Origin of the sequence: Acidocella sp. (genome assembly GCF_050253495.1) — a bacterium.
Taxonomy (GTDB): domain Bacteria; phylum Pseudomonadota; class Alphaproteobacteria; order Acetobacterales; family Acetobacteraceae; genus Acidocella.
Map to the genome: position 1 here is coordinate 59,174 of NZ_JBFWIX010000016.1, position 18,619 is coordinate 77,792.

12 protein-coding genes and 1 pseudogene are annotated in these 18,619 nt (G+C 60.0%); 3 read left to right on the forward strand and 10 right to left on the reverse strand.

Features of this window, described 5'->3' with window-relative positions; genetic code table 11:
* Positions 1-11: 11 nt before the first annotated feature.
* Together mutS and AB7D48_RS12530 are read right to left on the reverse strand one after the other, a co-directional pair.
* The gene (gene mutS / locus AB7D48_RS12525) at positions 12-2,618 is read right to left on the reverse strand and encodes a DNA mismatch repair protein MutS (RefSeq protein WP_427979603.1); all 2,607 of its coding nucleotides are present in this window, start codon (positions 2,616-2,618) and stop codon (positions 12-14) included.
* 53 nt (positions 2,619-2,671) lie between these two features.
* Positions 2,672-4,975, reverse strand: a complete 2,304-nt coding sequence (locus AB7D48_RS12530) for a putative bifunctional diguanylate cyclase/phosphodiesterase (RefSeq protein WP_427979606.1) — start codon at positions 4,973-4,975, stop codon at positions 2,672-2,674.
* A 514-nt stretch (positions 4,976-5,489) separates the two neighbouring features.
* On the opposite strand from AB7D48_RS12530, the gene AB7D48_RS12535 reads away from it, so the two are divergent.
* Both AB7D48_RS12535 and AB7D48_RS12540 read left to right on the forward strand, forming a co-directional pair.
* Positions 5,490-6,209 (forward strand): N-acyl amino acid synthase FeeM domain-containing protein, encoded by a 720-nt coding sequence (locus AB7D48_RS12535; protein WP_427979609.1) that lies wholly within the window; start codon positions 5,490-5,492, stop codon positions 6,207-6,209.
* Between the two features lie 46 nt (positions 6,210-6,255).
* Positions 6,256-6,816, forward strand: a complete 561-nt coding sequence (locus AB7D48_RS12540) for a methyltransferase family protein (RefSeq protein ID WP_427979611.1) — start codon at positions 6,256-6,258, stop codon at positions 6,814-6,816.
* Positions 6,817-6,982: 166 nt separating this feature from the next.
* Here the strand turns inward: AB7D48_RS12540 and ykgO are convergent, their stop codons facing one another.
* Positions 6,983-7,108, reverse strand: coding sequence for a type B 50S ribosomal protein L36 (gene ykgO / locus AB7D48_RS12545; RefSeq protein ID WP_008492157.1), 126 nt, complete (start codon positions 7,106-7,108; stop codon positions 6,983-6,985).
* A gap of 232 nt (positions 7,109-7,340) precedes the next feature.
* Here ykgO and AB7D48_RS12550 point away from each other — a divergent pair, with 232 nt between their 5' ends.
* Positions 7,341-8,093 carry a glycosyltransferase family 2 protein gene (locus AB7D48_RS12550; protein WP_427979613.1) on the forward strand — a complete coding sequence of 251 codons (753 nt, stop codon included), beginning with the start codon at positions 7,341-7,343 and terminating at the stop codon, positions 8,091-8,093.
* A gap of 14 nt (positions 8,094-8,107) precedes the next feature.
* Here AB7D48_RS12550 and AB7D48_RS12555 read toward each other — a convergent pair whose 3' ends face one another.
* The 7 genes and pseudogenes from AB7D48_RS12555 to AB7D48_RS12585 form a co-directional block, all read right to left on the reverse strand.
* Entirely contained in the window at positions 8,108-9,133 is a 1,026-nt protein-coding gene (locus tag AB7D48_RS12555; RefSeq protein WP_427979614.1) for a glycosyltransferase, read from the reverse strand.
* 162 nt (positions 9,134-9,295) lie between these two features.
* A complete protein-coding gene (gene rfbD, locus AB7D48_RS12560) occupies positions 9,296-10,186 on the reverse strand; it encodes a dTDP-4-dehydrorhamnose reductase (RefSeq protein WP_427979616.1) in 891 nt (296 codons plus the stop codon).
* Between the two features lie 9 nt (positions 10,187-10,195).
* Positions 10,196-10,756 carry a dTDP-4-dehydrorhamnose 3,5-epimerase gene (rfbC, locus tag AB7D48_RS12565; protein WP_427979618.1) on the reverse strand — a complete coding sequence of 187 codons (561 nt, stop codon included), beginning with the start codon at positions 10,754-10,756 and terminating at the stop codon, positions 10,196-10,198.
* Entirely contained in the window at positions 10,756-11,637 is an 882-nt protein-coding gene (gene rfbA, locus AB7D48_RS12570; protein ID WP_427979621.1) for a glucose-1-phosphate thymidylyltransferase RfbA, read from the reverse strand. The genes rfbC and rfbA overlap by 1 nt, the downstream gene beginning before the upstream one ends.
* Positions 11,634-12,687, reverse strand: a pseudogene (rfbB, locus tag AB7D48_RS12575) (dTDP-glucose 4,6-dehydratase). Before rfbB ends, rfbA begins: the two are co-directional and overlap by 4 nt.
* Positions 12,688-12,729: 42 nt before the next feature.
* Positions 12,730-16,473 (reverse strand): glycoside hydrolase family 99-like domain-containing protein, encoded by a 3,744-nt coding sequence (locus tag AB7D48_RS12580; RefSeq protein WP_427979623.1) that lies wholly within the window; start codon positions 16,471-16,473, stop codon positions 12,730-12,732.
* 68 nt (positions 16,474-16,541) lie between these two features.
* Positions 16,542-18,404: a putative bifunctional diguanylate cyclase/phosphodiesterase gene (locus AB7D48_RS12585; protein WP_427979625.1), complete on the reverse strand. Its 1,863-nt coding sequence runs from the start codon at positions 18,402-18,404 to the stop codon at positions 16,542-16,544.
* Positions 18,405-18,619 lie beyond the last annotated feature (215 nt).

Below are 18,619 nucleotides of genomic sequence, written 5' to 3' on the forward strand. Positions count from 1 at the left end.
AGATGCATTGATCAGCCCTTATTTTCCGCAGGGCTGGTGCGGATTTGCCGCGCCTCTTCGCGCAACCGGTAAAGTTGGGTCAGGGCGTCCCGGGGAGAGAGGGAATCGGGATCCAGCGCGGCGAGTTCCGCCAGCAGCGGATCGCTGGCGGATGTGGCAGGGGCGATGTTGGCGAATAAGGGCAGGGGAGACATTGCCGATTGTTCCCGTTCGGCGGCCTTGAGCAGCAGATCGGCCCGGCGCAGCACCGTGTCGGGCACACCGGCAAGGCGCGCAACATGCACCCCCCAGCTCTTCTGTGCGGCTCCGGCCACCACTTCGTGCATGAATACCACTTCCCCTCGGAACTCCTTCACCCGCATCGTATGGGCCTCAAGGCGTGGCAAGGTTTCCGTAAGCTGTACTAATTCATGAAAATGTGTAGCAAATATGGCGCGGCACCGGTTATTGTTGTGGAGGCTTTCCAGCACCGCCTGTGCAATGGCAAGGCCGTCGCGCGTGCCAGTGCCCCGTCCGATCTCATCCACGATCACGAAGCTTTTGGGGCCGGCTTGATGTAGGATGGCGGCGGTTTCCGTCATCTCCACCATGAAGGTGGAGCGGCCCGAGGCAAGATCGTCCGCCGCGCCAACGCGGGAGAATAGCCGGTCCACCAGGCCCAGCCGCATTGCCTCCGCCGGGACGGGCAGGCCGGCCTGGGCCAGAATCACCAGCAACGCGTTTTGGCGCAGAAAGGTCGATTTGCCGGCCATGTTGGGACCAGTGAGCAGCATGAGCCGCTGGCTGGGGGAAAGGTCGCAGCCATTGGGAATGAACCCAACCCCGGGTGGCAATGCCGCTTCCACCACCGGATGGCGCCCGGCGAGGATGCAAAAGGCCGTATCGTCTGACAGGTCCGGGCAGCAATACCGACCGGAAAGGGCAAGTTGGGCCGCGCCTTGCAGCACATCGGCCAGGGCCAGCATTTCGGCGCAGGCAGCCAGAGCCTCGGCCGATTCCAGCACTTGGTTCACCAGCCAGGAGAAGACCAGACGCTCCCGTGCGCTGGCGCGCGCGGCGGCCTCGGTAATCCGCCGGTCGAGTTCCAAGAGCTCGGGGTGAGTGAAGCGCGCGCCGTTGGCCATGCCCTGGCGGAGCTGCAATTCTGGAAAAGCGCGCAGGCTTTCCACCGCGGCGGCGGGAGCCTCCAGCACGTAGCCGAGTTGGGCATGATGTTTGATCTTGAGCGAGGCGACACCGTAGCGTTGCGCCAGTTCCGTCTGGAATGCCGCGATGATGCGGCGTGTATCATCGCGCAGGGCGCGTTCGGCATCCAGTTCTTCGTCAAAACCGGTTGCGATGGCGCCGCCTTCGTCCAGGCGTAACGGTGCTGGTTCGGCCAGGCAAGCCTGCAGCGTGGCCAACAGGGCCGGGGTTGGAGCGAGGGCGCTGGCGGCTTTGTCCAGCAACACCGTGCCACCCGGCAACAAGGGGGCCAGGGTCATGCCCGCCTCCAGCCCGCCTTTGATGGCGGCAAGATCACGTGGGCTGGCGCGTCCCAGTGCGATGCGTCCCAGGGCTCGGGCCATGTCCGGCGTACCGCGCAGGGTGGTGCGCACGGCTTCGGTTTGGCCGGAATCACGCAAGGCCAGCCAGGCCAGTTGGCGTTCCCGCAGAGGCGTCAACTTACAGAGCGGTGCCGTGACCCAACTGGCCAAAAGCCGCGCACCGGCCGGGGAGACCGTGCGCTTGATGGCGCCCAGCAGGCTGCCGGCTTCCGCGCCGTCCCGGTTGCTGGCGAGTTCCAGGCTTTGGCGGGTGGCGGCGTCCATGGCCAATTGCCCGGAGAGGCCGGCGCTGGCGGGGCGGGAGAGCCGCGGTTGGCCACCCATCTGCGTGGCTTCGATATAGGCCAGCACAAAGGAAGCGGCGAGCGCTTCGGCGGAGGAGAAATCTCCGAATGCATCCAGGCTGGCGGCGCCGAATTTTTGCGCCAGATCCCGCCGCGCGGCCTCGGCGTTGATGGGCAGGGCCAGCGCCATGCGCTTCGTCTCCACCCGGCGCGCGGCGTGAGGGCCGAGGGGAATTTCCTCCGAAGCCAGGATTTCGGCTGGATCCAGCCGGCCCAATATGGCGGCGAGGCCGTCCGCGTTGGTTTGTTCGGTCTCAAATTGTCCGGTGGAAATATCCGCCCAGGCCAGGCCGAATTTACCCTCATGTGCCACGATGGCGGCACAGAAATTGGCCCGGCCCGCTTCCAGCAGGGCTTCCTCCGTCAGCGTGCCTGGGGTGACAAGCCGCACCACGCCGCGCTTGAGCGGCCCTTTCGCGCCACGGGCCTTGGCCTCGGCCGGATCCTCAAGCTGTTCGACGATGGCGACCCGGAAGCCGCGTCGGATCAGCCGGGCCAGGTACATCTCCGCTTGGGAGACCGGCACGCCGCACATCGGTATGGGTTGGCCTTGATGCTGTCCGCGTGCGGTGAGAGCGATGTCCAGCGCCGCGCTCGCGGCTTGCGCGTCGGCGAAGAACAGCTCGTAGAAATCGCCCATGCGGAAAAAGAGCAGCGCATCCTCATGCTGTGCCTTGATGGCGAACCATTGCGCCATTGCCGGCGACGCACCCGAAGCTTCCCTCATGGGCGCGCATTAAGCCATTGCCCGCCCGAGAGGCCAAGAGGTGTATGGTGGATTTAAAATGCCGGGCTATGCGGTGCCGAGGCGACATTGCCGCCGCTCGCCTGTGAATCCAGCAATTGGGCGAAATCCTCCGCGCTCATCGGCTGATGAAACAGGAACCCCTGTGCCTGCGCGCAGCCATAGCTGCGGAGCAGTTCGGCCTGTTCCACATTCTCGACCCCTTCCGCCGTCACCAGCATGTTCATGCTTTCGGCGAGGCCGATAATGGCCAGTATGATGGAACTCCCCGCTTTTTCATAACCAATGTCGCGAATAAAGGATCTGTCGATCTTCAGCTTGCCGAAGGGGAAGCTGCGCAAATAGGAGAGAGAGGAATAGCCGGTACCAAAATCGTCCAGGGCGATACGTACCCCATGACCGCGCAATTGCTTCAAGGCTTCCTCGGTGGGGCTGCCCGCCTCCAATATGGTGCTTTCGACGACTTCCAGTTCCAGGCGCGAGGCTGGCAGCCCCGTGGAGGCCAGGATGTTGGTGATGGTATCCACGATCTGCGGGTCGCGGCTTTGCAGCGGGGAGAGATTGACCGCCACCGTGATGTCGAGCGGCCAGGATGCCGCGGCGGAGCAGGCGCTGTGCAGGACAAAGGTGCCTATATCCTCGATCAGGCCACTTTCCTCGGCGAGGGGGATGAACTGCGAGGGGGGAATAATGCCATGCTTGGGGTGCTCCCAGCGCACGAGGGCCTCGGCACCCGTGATACGGTTATCCATGAGGTCCACGATCGGCTGGTACGAGACGAACAACTCTCCGCGTGGCAGGGCTTGGCGTAGCGCCGCCTGCAGTGAGCGGCGGGCTTGCATTGCCTCGTCCATCTCGGGATCGTAGATGCGCACGATGCCCCGCCCGTCATTCTTGGCGCGATAGAGGGCAAGGTCCGCGCATTTCATCAATTGCGTGGGGGTGGTTCCGTCTTGTGGGGCCATCGCGATCCCGATGGAAATGCCGATCTGCACGAACTGACCGTCGAACCGGAAAGGACGCATGATCCGCTCGACGATGCGCCCGGCGATGGCTTGCGCCTCGCTCCGCTCGCTGGTGACGACGATGATCGCGAACTCATCCCCGCCCAGGCGGGAGGCTATGTCGAACTCGCGGATTGAGCCCTTCAGCCGTTCCGCCACGGCAACCAGCACGGCATCGCCCGTGGCGTGGCCCAGCGTGTCGTTGATGATTTTGAAATTGTCGAGATCCAGGCAGAGCAGCGCAAAGCCGGTGGTGCCCGCCTTTTCGCAGCATTGGTGGAGAACCTCGGAAAAGAGCATGCGATTGGCCAGCTTGGTCAAGCTGTCATGCCTAGCCAGGAAGGAGATATGTTCCTGCTGGCGGCGCTGGCCGGTAATGTCCGAACCCACGCCATGGTAGCCGCCAAACCGGCCGTTCTTGTCCAGGATCGGCTTGCCGGTGAGAGACCAATAGCGCAACTCCCCCTCGATATTCACGGGAATGACCAGGTCGCGGAAAGGGGAATGCTCCGCAATGGCATGTTGCAGCCGGGCGGCGGCTGACCCGGGCTGGGCCGCGCGCAATGCCTCTTCGCCCAGCAGGACCTCCGGAAAAACCCCGTGGAAGCTCTCAGCCGGGCGCCGCGCCACCTGTACGAGGCGCTGGCTGACCGGTTGCATTTCAAGCTGGGCATTGGTTTCCCACAGCCAGTCGGAGGCGCTTTCCTCGAAATCGCGCAGCAGCAGGCGGATGACCTCTGCGTTTTCCTCCAGCCTGATGGCGCCAATGGCGCGTTCGTTCATGCGCCGATTGAGGTAGAGAATGCAGAAGCCTGTGAGCGCCACGAAGGCGATGAGGTCAGTCATCGCATATGGGTCGGCATCGTAGAGCATCAAGCTTATCATCGCGCCGAGGGAGGTGGGAGCCCAATAGCTGATGGCGCAGGAGGGGGGGGATACCAGCACGGGGGTGGCGATGCACCCGACAGCAACGGCATAGATGAGCGAACGTTGATTAGGTGAGCCGTGGGCCATCAGCAGCACGAGCAACACCCCCCAAAGCAGGCCGAGAGCCACCAAAACGGCGCTGACCTGTCTGAAGTACTGTGCGGCGTCCCGCCCTGATGTATCTGAACGGCGCAGCCAAGTTTGGCCGCGCAATATAATCACGACATAGACGGCTGCTGTCAGCAATAGTATGATATTTCGCCAAAATACGCCTGGATTATCATGAAAATCCAGGAATATAAGAGCGAGCGTATTGAGCCCCACCATTGAAATGGCGCGGATGACATAGCTGAAATCCTTGGCTTGATCGAGAAACAGTCTCTCGCTCAGATCCGGAGGAATTTGCATGCCAAGGGTCAGGCCGCCTGCCTTCAGGCGAAGCCGTTTGGCAAGATGACGAAGCCATTGTCGAGGAGGCGGGTGTTTAGGAAAGGTAGACGTGGAGTCGGTCATGCCGAAGGGGATGTTCGCCTTTCACGCGGTGAAAAAAACATGAAATGCCACCTCAACAGGGATACAACCTTACGTACTTTCTTTTTTTAGAAAACGCCATCTTTAATTGATGGCTTGGTTTCGAAGCTCAAAAGTTACCAAAAAGATTTTAGCTGTGTGGATATTGGTTGTAAACGGACCTATTCCACCAGTCTGGATTGAGGTTTTGAATTCGAAACGAAACTTAAATAACAATTAACTATTTAAAAAAGTTAAGGTAATAAAATAAAAAAATCAAATTTAAGTGGGTTTTCGCGGGTGGCTTGGATGAGGGCTCGTGCCGGTTGGCCAACCAATATTAAGTCTACATCTTGGGAGGGAATTCGTTTCTAATCTTTCTTGTTTTGGTTGCAAATCAAGGAGGTTTAGAATGAGTTCTTTAAAATCGCATACCGCAGGGCTTGTCCGTGGCGAGATGCTGCGCAAGCCAGCCAGTGGGCTGACGGCAAGGTTGGCGATGGATGAACAGACGAAGGCTGATGCCTATTCCATCCGCCATGCCAGCTATCTATCCGGCGGTTATATCGACCCGCGCCCAGACGGGTTGTTTTCCGATGCGGATGACCTGCGTCCCAACAACCGTTCTGTGGTGATCTACCGGCATGGGCGGCCGGTCGCCTCCGTGCGGATGTCTGTCTATGACCGTACCCCAGGCCTTGCCGGGTTCGATGAAATCCCGGCTTCGCGTATTTTCCCAGCCGAAGTGTTGGCTCTGGCGGATAGCGTAACCTCTGGCCGACCGGCGAAGTTGACTGAGATCAACCGGCTGGTCCGTCATCCGGACTTTGCCACTGATTATGAACTCGTGTTCGTTTTGTACCGTTTTGTCGGCTTCTTCGTGGCGGAAGAGCAGGCAGATATGACGCTTTCATGTGTCCGGCGCAATCACACGCCTTTCTATAAGCGGTTGCATTTTGAATATGTCGCGGGCCCGCGCCGCTATGCGGGGGTGAAATTCGAAACCAATCTTATGAGTTGTCCGAACTCCTCTTACGGCAATGTATTGAAAGATATTCCGGTGGTTGATGCCGGGTCCGGCGCATATTCAGGCTTGTTGCGTGGTGAAACCGTGCCGGTTTTCGCCGACTGAGTTTCCCAGACATTTCCCTTCATTCAAGTCTCAAAGGATCGATCAAATGCACATCTTCTCGACCGCCCTCACGGGTTTTGACGCCATTGTCTGTTTCGCCGCTTTTTCCTGGGGTGTGAAAAAGCATTTTCGCTCCACGGGCGCGATGCCGCTGGGCATGAAGATCACCAGTCTGCTCAGCCTCGGACTGTTCGGGCTGTTTTTGTGGAATATCTCGCCTGGGGCATCCTCTGGCTGGCTGGTGTCGTTGGGGTTGTTCTCCGCCTCTCTCGCGGTGTTCGCCGCGGCCGTGGCAGCCAGCTACCGTACCCCACCAACCCTGGCCTTCGACACGGATGCCCCTAATTTTCTGCTTCAGCATGGGCCGTACCGCTATGTGCGACATCCATTTTACTTGGCCTACGTGCTGTTCTGGCTGGGGACGGCCGTGGCGGTCCATGGTCTGCTGGGCTGGATCGCCCCCGTGCTGATGACAGCGCTCTATATCGAGGCGGCGTCCCGGGAAGAGCGTAAATTCTCAAAATCCGAGCTAGCGGGGGCTTATGCGGCCTATCGTGCCCGCGCCGGCATGTTCTGGCCCCGCCCGCTCGCCTTGCTGGCTGGCTAAAGTGTAAAGGTGTCTGTTTGGCCCGTTCATGGGCCAGGCAGACGCCCGCGCCCCCTTATCGGATTTATGACGGTTTGTCAGAGGTTTGGTCTGTGATGGGCCTCAACACAAAAAGCCCGGCATGACGCCGGGCTGCTTGCCGCCAATGACAAAAGCGAACCAGGGTTTAGCCCTGGCGTGCCTTCATGCGTGGGTTCTTTTTGTTGATCACGTAGACCCGGCCATGGCGGCGGACAACGCGGCAGTTCTTGTCACGAAGTTTCGCGGACTTAAGGGAATTGCGGATCTTCATCGGAGGTCTCAGCTAAAAATTGAACAATTGGTGGCGGGGTATGCCGTCCTGGCGGGAGTATGTCAACTCTTGGAGAGGGTTTGCATGCCAAAGCGCGGGGTTCAGCCGGATTCATGACGCGTGGCCAAAGAGAAACGGGTTTCATCAAATAATCATTCGCCTTCCGGAGGACTCCCCTGTTGATAAAAGGTCGAGGTGGCTCCCGCCACCGAGTCTCAGGAGACTATATGCAATGAAGATCAGTTTCGTCGTGCCGGCTTACAATGAGGAAGTGCTGCTTTCCCGCTCCCTGAGCGCGATTCGGGACGAAATTGGCCGCGTTGGGCTGAAATTGGGCGAAGAGGCCGAGATCATCGTCGTGAACAATGCCAGCACGGACCATACCCGAGATGTGGCCCTTTCGGTGGGGGGAGTCCAGGTGGTGGATGAGCCGCGCAAGGGGCTGGTTCAGGCCCGCTGGACCGGCTTTGAAAGTTCGACCGGCATGCTGATCGCCAATATTGACGCGGATACAGTGATTCCCCCTGGGTGGCTGGCCGAAGTGTTGCGCCAATTCGCCCGGTCGGAGACGCTGGTGGGGCTTTCTGGGCCATATATCTATTATGGCGTGCCCAGGAAGGTGAATATGGTCGTTGCCTGTTATTATCGGCTCGCTTGGCTGGCTTATATATTCAATCATTATATCCTGAATGTTGGCGCGATGCTCCAGGGGGGCAATTTCGTGGTCAAGCGCTCGGCCATGCTCAAGCTTGGCAATCCGGATTTGCGGTTTTCCTTTTACGGCGAGGATACCGACATGGCGAACCGGCTCTCCAAGGTCGGCACGGTCAAATTCACCTTCCGCTTGCCGGCGCAATCCTCGGGCCGGCGTCTGGTGGGGGAGGGGGTGTTCACCATCGGGTTGCGCTACACGATGAATTTCTTCTGGGCGACGTTCCGGAAAAAACCCTTTACCGAGGAATGGCAGGATATACGCGAAGCCTGAAACGGGCTGGCCTGTTATCCCTTGGTTTTCTGGTAATGCGCAGTAGGATGTGGCTGCTTCCTTGTCGCCACGCCCCGTGGTTTGGCGGCGAAAAATTGCCGGTTGGTCAAGAACCAGTAACGGAAAAGCAAATTTTCCAGGTAGGTCCGGCGGCGAAAGCGCGGGCAACGCAGGGCGGTGATCCGGCTAGCGATACCGCCGGTCAATCCGTCACGCACCAGTTCCAGGTCTTGCCGTGCCTCCGGCGTCAAGCGTGAGGATTGTGCCAGCAGCGCCATGGCGTGGCGGCGCATCATGGTCATGTAGACCGCGGAGCCGCGCCGCAGCGCCGCCAATGCGCGGCCATGAAAAGGCTGGTAGCGGCCGATTAGATTGGTTTTGTGCAGCCGGTACAGCACTTGCGGCCTATCGTCGAACAGAATTTTGCCGCCGCAGGCGGAAACGATGATATAGCTCCACCAATCATGCACGGTACCCGCCGGTTCGCGGGAAGCGGCGACTAGCGCGGCGGCGGCGTTATTCATCACGAGTGTATTGCCGTTGGCGATGTTCTGAGTCAGGCAGGCGGGAAACCCTTCTGTTCCGGCATGGGGGGCGGAGAGGCGGGCGGCGTGCAGGTTCTGGTCCACCAGATATTGCCGGGCGCAATAAAGCGCGGGGCTGTCACCCGCCATGCTCAGCCGTTCTAGCGCGCAACGCAGTTTTTCGGGCAACCAGACATCGTCCTGGTCGGAAAAGGCCACGGCCATGGCGCCGATATTCTCGCGCAGCAGCGTAAGGAAACTGGCCGTGACACCCAGATGCGGCCCGGAGGAGGGGGATTCGACGCAGCGCTCCGCTCCGGCCTGGCGGGCAAAAGCCCGCATGATTTCCACGGTGCTGTCGGTTGATCCGTCGTCGCGCCAATGCAGCACCCAGTGCTCATGGGTTTGGGCCAGAAAGCTGTTGAGCTGGGCAGGCAGAAACGATTCCCCATTATAGGTGGACAGCAGGATGGCGACATCCTTATCCGGGAAAGTTGCACATGAAGCGGGGCTCATCAGGCCTCAACGTCTCCTTCAATGCCCATTCAAGCAGCCGGCAATGATAATTCGTGCACGTAGCAATATGAAGTGGCGACTTTGTAAGCCTCTTATAACCGCTCTCTGGTATATATGAAAGTCATTCCACATCTTTAGCGTGTGCATGTTCCCGTCCTGGTTTCAGGCGGGGGCATCGCGCAGTAATTCGTCGACGATCCCGGGCAGGCTCCGCCGCCATTCAGGCAGGGTCACGCCAAATACGCGGGCCAGCTTGTCACAATCCAGCCGTGAGTCGGGTGGACGGCGAGTGGGCGTCGGCCAATCGGCCGTGGCGATGGGCTGTATCTCCGGAGCCTTATAGCCGTGCCTGGCCGCGTCTTCGAATATGGCGGTGGCGAAACCGTGCCATGTGGTTTCACCATGATTGGTGGTGTGGAAGATGCCGCGGTATTCCGGCCGCCAGCCCGTGGCCTCGATCTTGTCCATGATGGCGAGAACGGCATCCGCGAGATCGCCCGCCGCGGTGGGGGTGCCGCGCTGGTCGGCCACCACGCGCAGAACCGGCATCTTGCGCCCGGCATTGATCATGGTGCGCGCGAAATTCTTGCCATGGGCGGAATAGACCCAGGCGGTGCGCAGAATGACGGCTTTGGCGCCGGTGGCGAGAATGGCGTCTTCCCCGTCGCGCTTGGTGGCGCCGTAAAAGCCGGTGGGGCTTGTGGGGTCGGTTTCCAGATAGGGCGCGCCCTTGTTGCCGTCGAACACATAGTCGGTCGAGACGTGAATGAAGGGTATGTCCGCCGCCTCGCACAATTTCGCCAGCGCTAGTGGACCGGTATGGTTGCCGGCCCTCGCGGCCTCCTGGTCGGTTTCGGCCTTGTCCACCGCCGTGTAGGCGGCGGCATTGATCACCAAGCTGGGCTTGGCGTTTTCAAAGCAAGCCGCGATCGTTTCCGGCTTTTCAAAATCGAAGCCGGGGCGCCGGACGGCGATGAAGGGAATGCCGCGTGTGGAGAGGCGGCGGGCGAGTGCATCCCCCAATTGCCCGGAGGCACCGGTGACGAGAATCATGGCTTCTCCTTACCCATGATCGAACCAGTGATCCCGTGGGTCGAAAAGCGGCGCGGCTTGGTCCTTGTCGGACAAATGCGCCGCCTCCGCTGTCACGGGCCAAGGCAAGGCCAAGGTCGGGTCGTTCCAGCGCACGGCGCGTTCGCACATTTTCGCGTAATCGCCGGTGACCTTGTAGATCACCTCGGTGTTGGGGGAGAGTGTGCAGAAGCCGTGCAAAAAGCCGGGAGGAATCCAAAGCTGAGCCCAGTTCTCCTCGGAAAGTTCCGCGGCAACCCATTTGCCAAAGCTGGGCGAGCCTTGCCGTATATCCACCGCCACGTCCCAGATCGCTCCCTTGGTCACACGCACGAGCTTGCCTTGCGCATGTGGCGCCACCTGGCAATGCAGCCCGCGAATGGTGCCTTTCTGCGCGGAAAGGCTTTGGTTGTCCTGAACGAAATGTTCATCGAATCCTTGGTCCTTGAGCTTCGAGGCGCTCCAGGTTTCAGAGAAGAAACCTCGGCTGTCGCCGAATTTCGGCGGGGTTATCAGCCAAATGTCAGGGATAGCGAGACGTTCGATTTTCATCAGCCCATTGTCCCTTCCGCGATATGATGCAGAATGCGCCCCAATGTGGTCTTGGAAATCAACGAAGCGCGGGATTTGAGCTGCGCGGCGTCGATGAAGCCCATGCGGAAGGCGACCTCCTCCGGACAGCCAACGAGATTGCCTTGCCGGTCCTGGATAGTCTGCACGAAGGTGGCGGCCTGCAGCAGGCTGTCGGGCGTGCCGGCATCCAGCCACGCGGTGCCGCGCCCTAGCCGTTCCACCTTCAGCGTCCCTTCCTGAAGGTACATATTGTTGAGATCGGTGATTTCCAGTTCACCGCGCGCGGAAGGTTTGACCTGTTTGGCAAGTTCGGTCACGCGCCGGTCATAGAAATACAACCCGGTGACTGCCCAGTTGGAGAGGGGATTGACGGGTTTTTCGACAATATCGATAGCCTTGCCATCGGCATCGAACGACACCACACCGTAACGTTCCGGGTCGCGGACCTGGTAGGCGAAGACGGTGGCGCCATCGGGCCGCGCGCCGGCGGCGCGCAACAAGGTGGAAAGATGGTCGCCATGGATGAGATTGTCCCCTAACGCCAATGCGCAGGCTTCACCGCCGATCCATTCCTCGCCGATCAGGAAGGCCTGCGCCAGGCCGTCGGGGCTTGGTTGTTCAGCATAGGCGATGCGGATGCCAAGATGAGAGCCATCGTGGAACAAACGCTGGAATTGCGGTAGGTCTTGTGGCGTGGAGATGATCAGCACCTCCCGGATTCCCGCCAGCATCAGGGTGCAGAGCGGATAATAGATCATCGGCTTATCGAAAACCGGCAGAAGCTGCTTGGAGGTCGCCTGGGTGATGGGATGCAGGCGCGTGCCCGAGCCGCCGGCGAGAATGATGCCCTTCTGGATCATGCGACGGCTCCCAGGCGCTGGCCGGAATAGTTCCTGGCCCGGATGCCTTCCCACCAGGGGCGATGATCCAGATACCAGCCGATGGTCGCCGCCAAACCACGCTCGAAATCATGTTCGGCTGTCCAGCTCAAGGCGGCCTCGGCGGAGGATGGGTCGATCTCATAACGGTTATCGTGGCCAGGCCGGTCGGTGACGTAGGTGATCAGCCGTTCGTGGGCACCATGGGCGCTGGGCAGTTTTTGGTCCAGGATGGCGCAAATGGCCTTCACCACGTCGATATTCTTGCGCGGTTGGCGAGCGCCGATGCAATAGGTTTCGCCGGGCGTGCCGTGGGCGACCACTTTCAGCAGGGCCTCGGCATGGTCGTCCACGAACAGCCAGTCGCGGGTGTTCTTGCCATCGCCATAAACAGGTAGCGGTTTTTCCTCGATCGCGTTGATGAGCATCAGCGGGATCAGCTTTTCGGGGAACTGCCATTTGCCGTAATTGTTGGTGGTGTTGGAGACAATCACCGGTAGGCCGTAAGTATGCATCCAGGCGCGGGCCAGATGGTCGGAGGCGGCCTTGGAGGAAGAATACGGGCTGCGTGGATCATAAGGGGTATGTTCGTTGAACGGAGGGTCCTGATCGCTGAGCGCGCCGAAAACCTCATCCGTGGAGATGTGGTGGAAGCGGAAGCGCGCCTTTTTCTCACCTGTCAATGTCGAGAAATAGTCGCGCGGCTTCAAGCATTACAAAGGTGCCGGTGACGTTGGTGTGCACAAAAGCGGCGGGTCCATCGATGGAACGGTCCACATGGCTCTCGGCGGCGAGATGCATCACGGCGTCAGGCTGGTGCTGGGTAAAGGCGGCGCGGATACTGGCGGGGTCGCAAATATCCTGTTTCAACAGCGTGTGGTTGGCATGGGTGCGCGCATCCTCCAGCGCATCCTCGGAGGCGGCATAGGTCATCTTGTCGATATTGACGATCTGATGCCCTTCCTGTCGGATGGCGCGCCGGACAACGGCGGAACCGATAAAGCCGCAACCGCCGGTCAACAGGATTTTCATGAGTGCTCCAATCGTCTCACATTTAGGCCGGGGGTAGTACAATCAGACCTTTTTGCGTCTGGCAACAGGCTTGAGTGCTTTCTTTCCGGTGCGTGTGAACTGGCTTGAAAGCCGGGCGCGATAGGCCGCCTGCGCTTGCCGGGCGGTGTCGTTCAGCGCCAGGAGGTTGGTCGCCACATCATGCAGGCGTTCGATTTCGCGCAGATGCGCCGTTGCATCCAGCTTCGCGGTGACGCCGTCCGCGTGCCGCCTGTGGGTATTCAGCGCTTCGGGTATATAGGCGACACGTCCCGTCTGCCCGGTGAGGAGTTGCAGATAAAGCCGCCAATCTCCGCAAAGCCGCCAGTCTTCCAGGTCGGGAACGGCATCCAATGCCGCCAGCAAGGCTCCGCGCCGCCAGAGAACAGCACTGACATTGGGAATAATGTTGCGGATATTTAAGAATTTTTCCGCGAAATCTCGGGCCTGCCAAACGCCGGGGGCGGCCAGCTCCCGCACGCCGGATTGGAAATAATAATTCTGATAGCTGGACATGGTTTCCCGCCCTTGCGCATCCACGGCGCGGCTATCGCTAAAGGCGATCAGGGCATCCGGTGTATTGTCCAGCACCGCCGTCAGCCGGGCGAGATAAGTGGGATGCGCGGCGTCGTCGGCCTCGCACAGCCAGACATACTCCCCTGTCGCCGCCCGCGCGGCGCGGCGCCATTGCGCGAAAACGGACCCTGAATTCTCAGGGTTAACCAATATCCTGGTGTCTCGCCCGGCCCGCGCGGCGGCTTTGCGGGCAATGTCCAGGCTGTCATCCGTCGAGGCGTCGTCCAGCAGCAATATATCCTGAACCGGGTAGGTTTGTTCGAATATGCTCCGCAACCGCTCCGGCAGGTAAGCCGCGTAGTTGTAATTCAGCACCACGGCGCTGATACGCTTCAGCTCGGGAGCGGCAAGATGCAGCAGCGTATCGGCATAATGCGCGAAATCGAAGCGTGCGGCGGCCTGCTCCATCAGGCGCGGGCGTTGTTTTTTCAGCGCCGCGTGGTTCAGCGACGCCTCCAGCCCAGCCTGAAAATCCTCGATCTCAGCCGCGCGCGCGACATAACCCGCCTGATCAGCGCGCAGCAATTCCGGCACGCCGCCACTGTCATCGAACGCCACGCACGGTATGCCGCAGGACAATGCCTCGATGACGACGCTGGGCAAGGGGTCTTCACGCGAGGTCAGGGCGAATATATCCGCGGCGGAAAAATAGTCGGCCAGTTGATCCGTATAGGGGAGATGGATGAAGCACCCGTCGCGTTGCAGGGCCGCGATGTCTGGTTCGAGATAGGTCTTGAGCTTGAAGTCGATATTGCCGACCCAAAGAAACTGAACATCCTGACGTTTGGCGGATAGCCGCCGCGCGAGCTGCAGGAACAGGTCGAATCCCTTACGCAGATCGGCGAAGCCCGCGCCGAGAATGAGGAATTGTGTGTCCGTCAGTTTGAGTTCGGCGCGCAGCTGGGCGCGGATCAGAGGATCGAAATTGGCGCGCAGATAATTGCCCTGGGGTAGAATCGTCTCGTTTCCACCTTTCAGCTCCACGGTTTCCTTGAATTTTTCCGCGGCATAGGTGGAGGAAAACACCAACCCGCGCGCCGCGGAGGCACCCAGCCGCGCTTGGATTTCTAGATTATATTCTTTCAGGATTTGCGGCAGTTCATGCACCAGAAGCAGGCTTTCGATGCCCCGTGCCGCCGCCCAGGGCACCACCCGTGCCGAGGCCGCTGAGTTGACGACGGCATGGCGCAACCCCAGGCGCTTGTATTGAGCAAGGTGGTTGCAGATGATGGTCTTGTCATAGGCGATCGTCACCTCGGCCACCTCGCGGTAGCGCCCCAGCAGAGGGCCGACGCCAAGCAGCAGCAGATGCACCTTCAGCCCCCATCGGCGGCTGAGATATCTGGCGATATGCAGCAGCAATAATTGCGCGCCGTGGGCCTGCGCGTCATGCCCCACCAGCAGGATGCCGGCGGCCAGATCCCCTGTTTCTCGTGTGCAGATGGCACGTGCCGTGGCGTTGAGAAAAGCAGCCCCCGCGTGAATATCGGGCTCCAGAAACGCGCCTTCCGCCCACTCGTTCCAGGCGTTCACGCAAATGATTTTCTGGCCGTGAAACGGATGGTCCGCGCTGTAGCGGATCAGCCCTTCCAGCCAGCTCTGATATTTGGCCGGGGTGGCGCCGTGCAGAACAAGCCCCTTGCCCTCGCGGCGCGGGTCGTTATCCCAACCCGGCACGATGGTTTTGATCAGCGGGTAGGCGGGTGCCGGAAGGTTGAGTGAAGTTTCCGCCAGGGCGGCGTAATCATGTACTGTCGCGGTGAAGTCCGGGTCCAGTAGGTCTAGCGTTTCATTGAGCCGCGGCGTGACCTGGCTGAGCTTGTGGGGTGGAAATTCCACCGCGCCATCCAGCCCATAGGGGGTGGGGTCGTGATCCTCGCCCATGCTTTGCGCCATGACGATAAGCGGGCGCTCGCCATGGTCGCGTTCGAATAATTCCCGCCATTTGCGCTGCCGCCTCATCGCGTTCGGAATCAGGCTGGCGCGGTAAATCATCAGCAGTGGGCGGCCTTCGATGCGGATATAGCGCGGATCGGCGAACAGCCGGGCGAAGCTCGCCACCAGCGCTTCATCGTCTTCCTCCAGATATTCCTGGGCAATGAGTACCTCGCGCTCCAACCCGTCCCAGCGGCGGGTCCAGTTTTCATTCGCCCACATGACGCAGAAGGAGGTATCCAGCGATCTGTCCGCCAGAAATTGCTCCAGGGGTTTTTCCAGCAGCCGGTGGCGGTTGAACCAGTAATAATAGAACACGAAGCCGCCGAGGCCAGCGGCCTTGGCCATGTCCACCTGGCGGCGCAGTGTCGCCGGGTCGTCCAGGGAATAATAGCCAAGATCGCGCGGCACCCTGGGTTGCACATGACCAACGAAGCGCGGCATGGCCCGGCCGAGATTGGTCCAGTCCGTGAAGCCCTTGCCCCACCAGGCGTCGTTTTCGGCCACATGGTGGAATTGCGGCAGATAATAGGCCAGCAACATGGCCTTGCGGCGCGCATGGGCGGGGGCAGGGTGGAACTCCTCGAAAAACGATGCCGGACGGGTGGAGCGGCGGACAGCGGCGGGGATCAGCCCTTCCTGCTCCGGTCGCATGGGCTGGAACAATCCGCTATCGATATTGGCGAGGTAATGGAGCAGCGGATTTTGCCCGTGCAGATATTTCCTGTACCGGCCAAGGTAGAATTTGATGTCGAAATCAGGGGAGGGGGCGCGTTCCTCGGTGGCGCCAAAGGTCAGGAAATGTTCGAACGGATCAGCTCCCCCCTCGGCCACGTCGGAGTTCTGGTCCAGATACCAGGCGGCGTCGAACATCGGTACCGGATTGACTTGGCCTGAATGGCGCCGGTTGAGGTAATGGCGCAGGCAAGCGGCGTCTGTGGCGAGGCCGTAAGTTGCCCGGTACCAGCCGACCTGGAAATAAGGGCCTGGGTCTCGTCCCTCGGCTTCGCCGGCGGTGATGTAATGCAGCAGCGGGTTGCAGCCATCGGCCGCCACGTCAGGATAACGGCCCAGATACCAAAGCGGATCGAAATAAGGGTTGGGCTGGGCTCCTTCCCGCCAGCCGGAGAGGCAGAAATGGACAATGCCATTTTCTCCCTGGTCCGCCGCCCGAGGATGCTGGCTGAGATACCATTCCGGCAGGAACAGGCCGCTTTGCCGGATAGTATCTATTTCAGCCTGAATTTGTGCGTCCACGCTCAGCCCCTTCCGTGGCATATCATGCCTGGGGCGGTCGGGGCTGTCGATGCCCAGCCCGGACGGGATCAGCGCGGATGCGTGGGAAGGGTGGCGAGAATGGCCGCGAGCGGTGCCGGGCTCTGGAAATAATAGCCTTGCATCAGATCGCAGCCCGCGTGCTGGAGAAAGGCCAAGTCTTCTAGTGTCTCCACCCCCTCCGCCACGACCTGCAAATCCAACGAGCGGCCAAGATTGAGGATCGACTGCACGAGAATCTGATTGCCCTGCGACAGCGCGATGTCCTTCACGAAGCTTTTATCGATCTTGAGCCGCTTCACATAAGGCTGGCGCAGGCTCGCGAGTGAGGAATAGCCGACGCCGAAATCATCGACGGTGATTTGCACGCCGCTCCGTGCGAGGCGAAGCAGTTTTTCCTGGACGGAAGGTATATCCAGCACTGTTTCCTCGGTGATTTCGACCTCCAGCATGGAGACGGGGCAGTTTTGCCGGCGCAATTCCGCGAGCAGGATATCATCCACCGCGAATTGCGATATTTCACGGGGTGACAGGTTCATCGCCACCCTGATATCGGTCAGGTTCCGTGCTTGCAGTGCCTGGATCATCATGCAGACGTTCGTGAGAATCTGACGCAGCAATGCTTCCGCGAGGCCGGTTTTGGTCGCGATGGCGATCACCTCCGGTGGCGGCACCATCCCGTGCTGAGGATGTTTCCAGCGCAGCAAGGCCTCAAAGCTCACGAGTTTGCGCCCATCTCCGGCGACGATCGGTTGATACCAGACCTCTGGTGTTCCCTGTTCCAGAGCCAGACGTAGATCGCGCTCCACATCACGCTGCATGCTCAGCTTTTCACGCAGGACATCGTTGAAGATATGAAGATGATTGCGCCCTTGAGCCTTCGCGGCGTAAAGGGCCTGATCGGCATAGGTCAGAAACTCGGTCGCATTGCGTTCCTGCCCCATATAGAGCCCAATACAGGCTCCGATGCGTCCGGCATCGAAAAAAGGAAATGGTTCGGCGATCGAGGCAAGCAGCCGTGCGGCGAGTTCAGAGGCGGGAAGCCGGGCAATGGCGGTATCGTAGAAAATCGCGAACTCATCGCCGTTCAGGCGCGCGATTGTAAAGGCGGGGTCCAGTGTTTCGGCCAAGCGCCTGGCCACCTCCTCCAGCACCTTGTCACCGGCGGCATGGCCAAAGACGTCATTGATCGATTTAAAGTTGTCGAGGTTAAGAAGCATCAGGCAGAACAAGGATTTCCTGGATTTGATGAGGTTTCTCATCTCGTTCATGAAGCCCGTGCGGTTGAGCAGGTCTGTCAACCCGTCATGCGTGGCGCGGTAACGCATATCCTCGGCCACCGCCAGAGCTCGCGCATGCGCTTTTTCCAGGGACCGGGCGAGAGTCACGGCCTGGTTTTTCAGGAGGTTGGTTTTGCGGAATTCCGCTTCGCCTTGCCGGGCGAAGCGGATCAACGCCGCGGCATAGATCAGCACCGTCAGCGCCAAGCATAATTTTTCAAACTTGCCCGTCAGGATCAAGCAACAGAAAATACTGAGCAGAGGTGGCAGGATATAGGAGGTGGGCATTCGCGCATAAGGGGTGCCATGGGTTATCGCGCCAGCCGTAATGCCGCAGGTGATCGTCAGGTAAAATGCGCTTTGCTGGTTTGTGTAGCCATCGCAGAGAAACAGTATGAAGCTCCACACGATGCCGGAGAGCAAAGCGGTGAGGCAAAGCTGGTCCAGCCGCTGTCTTGCCCGCGCGGGACTGTCTTTCAGCAGGCGGGGAATCTGCAGGCACTGGACGAACCGCACGATGTTGATGGCGCTATTGGCGGCGAACCACGCTAGCCCGCGTCCGCCATGCTGATAATGCAGCGCGACAAACAGTGCGATGGTGCTAATGAGAATATTGACCGGAACAGCGGCCAATATATTCCGGCGGATGGCCAGAAGCTGGTCGTGGAGAATGAGCGGACGCAGGGTATCGCTATGCGGCTTTGCCCCGGCATTGTCGGCTCTTAACCCACATTCCCCAAGTAAATCGCTGATTTTGCTGTCAGGATCTCAATATTTCCGATATAAATCATGGTGTTGATGGCCGTGAGGGGCGCGTTTGATGGATCACCCAGAGGGTGCGGGTTCGA

Bases quoted from the DNA above. Each gene is read 5' to 3' on its own strand.
- mutS (WP_427979603.1), bottom strand. From the start codon at position 2,618: ATGAGGGAAGCTTCGGGTGCGTCGCCGGCAATGGCGCAATGGTTCGCC.
- AB7D48_RS12530 (WP_427979606.1), bottom strand. From the start codon at position 4,975: ATGCAAATTCCTCCGGATCTGAGCGAGAGACTGTTTCTCGATCAAGCC.
- AB7D48_RS12535 (WP_427979609.1), top strand. From the start codon at position 5,490: ATGAGTTCTTTAAAATCGCATACCGCAGGGCTTGTCCGTGGCGAGATG.
- AB7D48_RS12540 (WP_427979611.1), top strand. From the start codon at position 6,256: ATGCACATCTTCTCGACCGCCCTCACGGGTTTTGACGCCATTGTCTGT.
- ykgO (WP_008492157.1), bottom strand. From the start codon at position 7,108: ATGAAGATCCGCAATTCCCTTAAGTCCGCGAAACTTCGTGACAAGAAC.
- AB7D48_RS12550 (WP_427979613.1), top strand. From the start codon at position 7,341: ATGAAGATCAGTTTCGTCGTGCCGGCTTACAATGAGGAAGTGCTGCTT.
- AB7D48_RS12555 (WP_427979614.1), bottom strand. From the start codon at position 9,133: ATGAGCCCCGCTTCATGTGCAACTTTCCCGGATAAGGATGTCGCCATC.
- rfbD (WP_427979616.1), bottom strand. From the start codon at position 10,186: ATGATTCTCGTCACCGGTGCCTCCGGGCAATTGGGGGATGCACTCGCC.
- rfbC (WP_427979618.1), bottom strand. From the start codon at position 10,756: ATGAAAATCGAACGTCTCGCTATCCCTGACATTTGGCTGATAACCCCG.
- rfbA (WP_427979621.1), bottom strand. From the start codon at position 11,637: ATGATCCAGAAGGGCATCATTCTCGCCGGCGGCTCGGGCACGCGCCTG.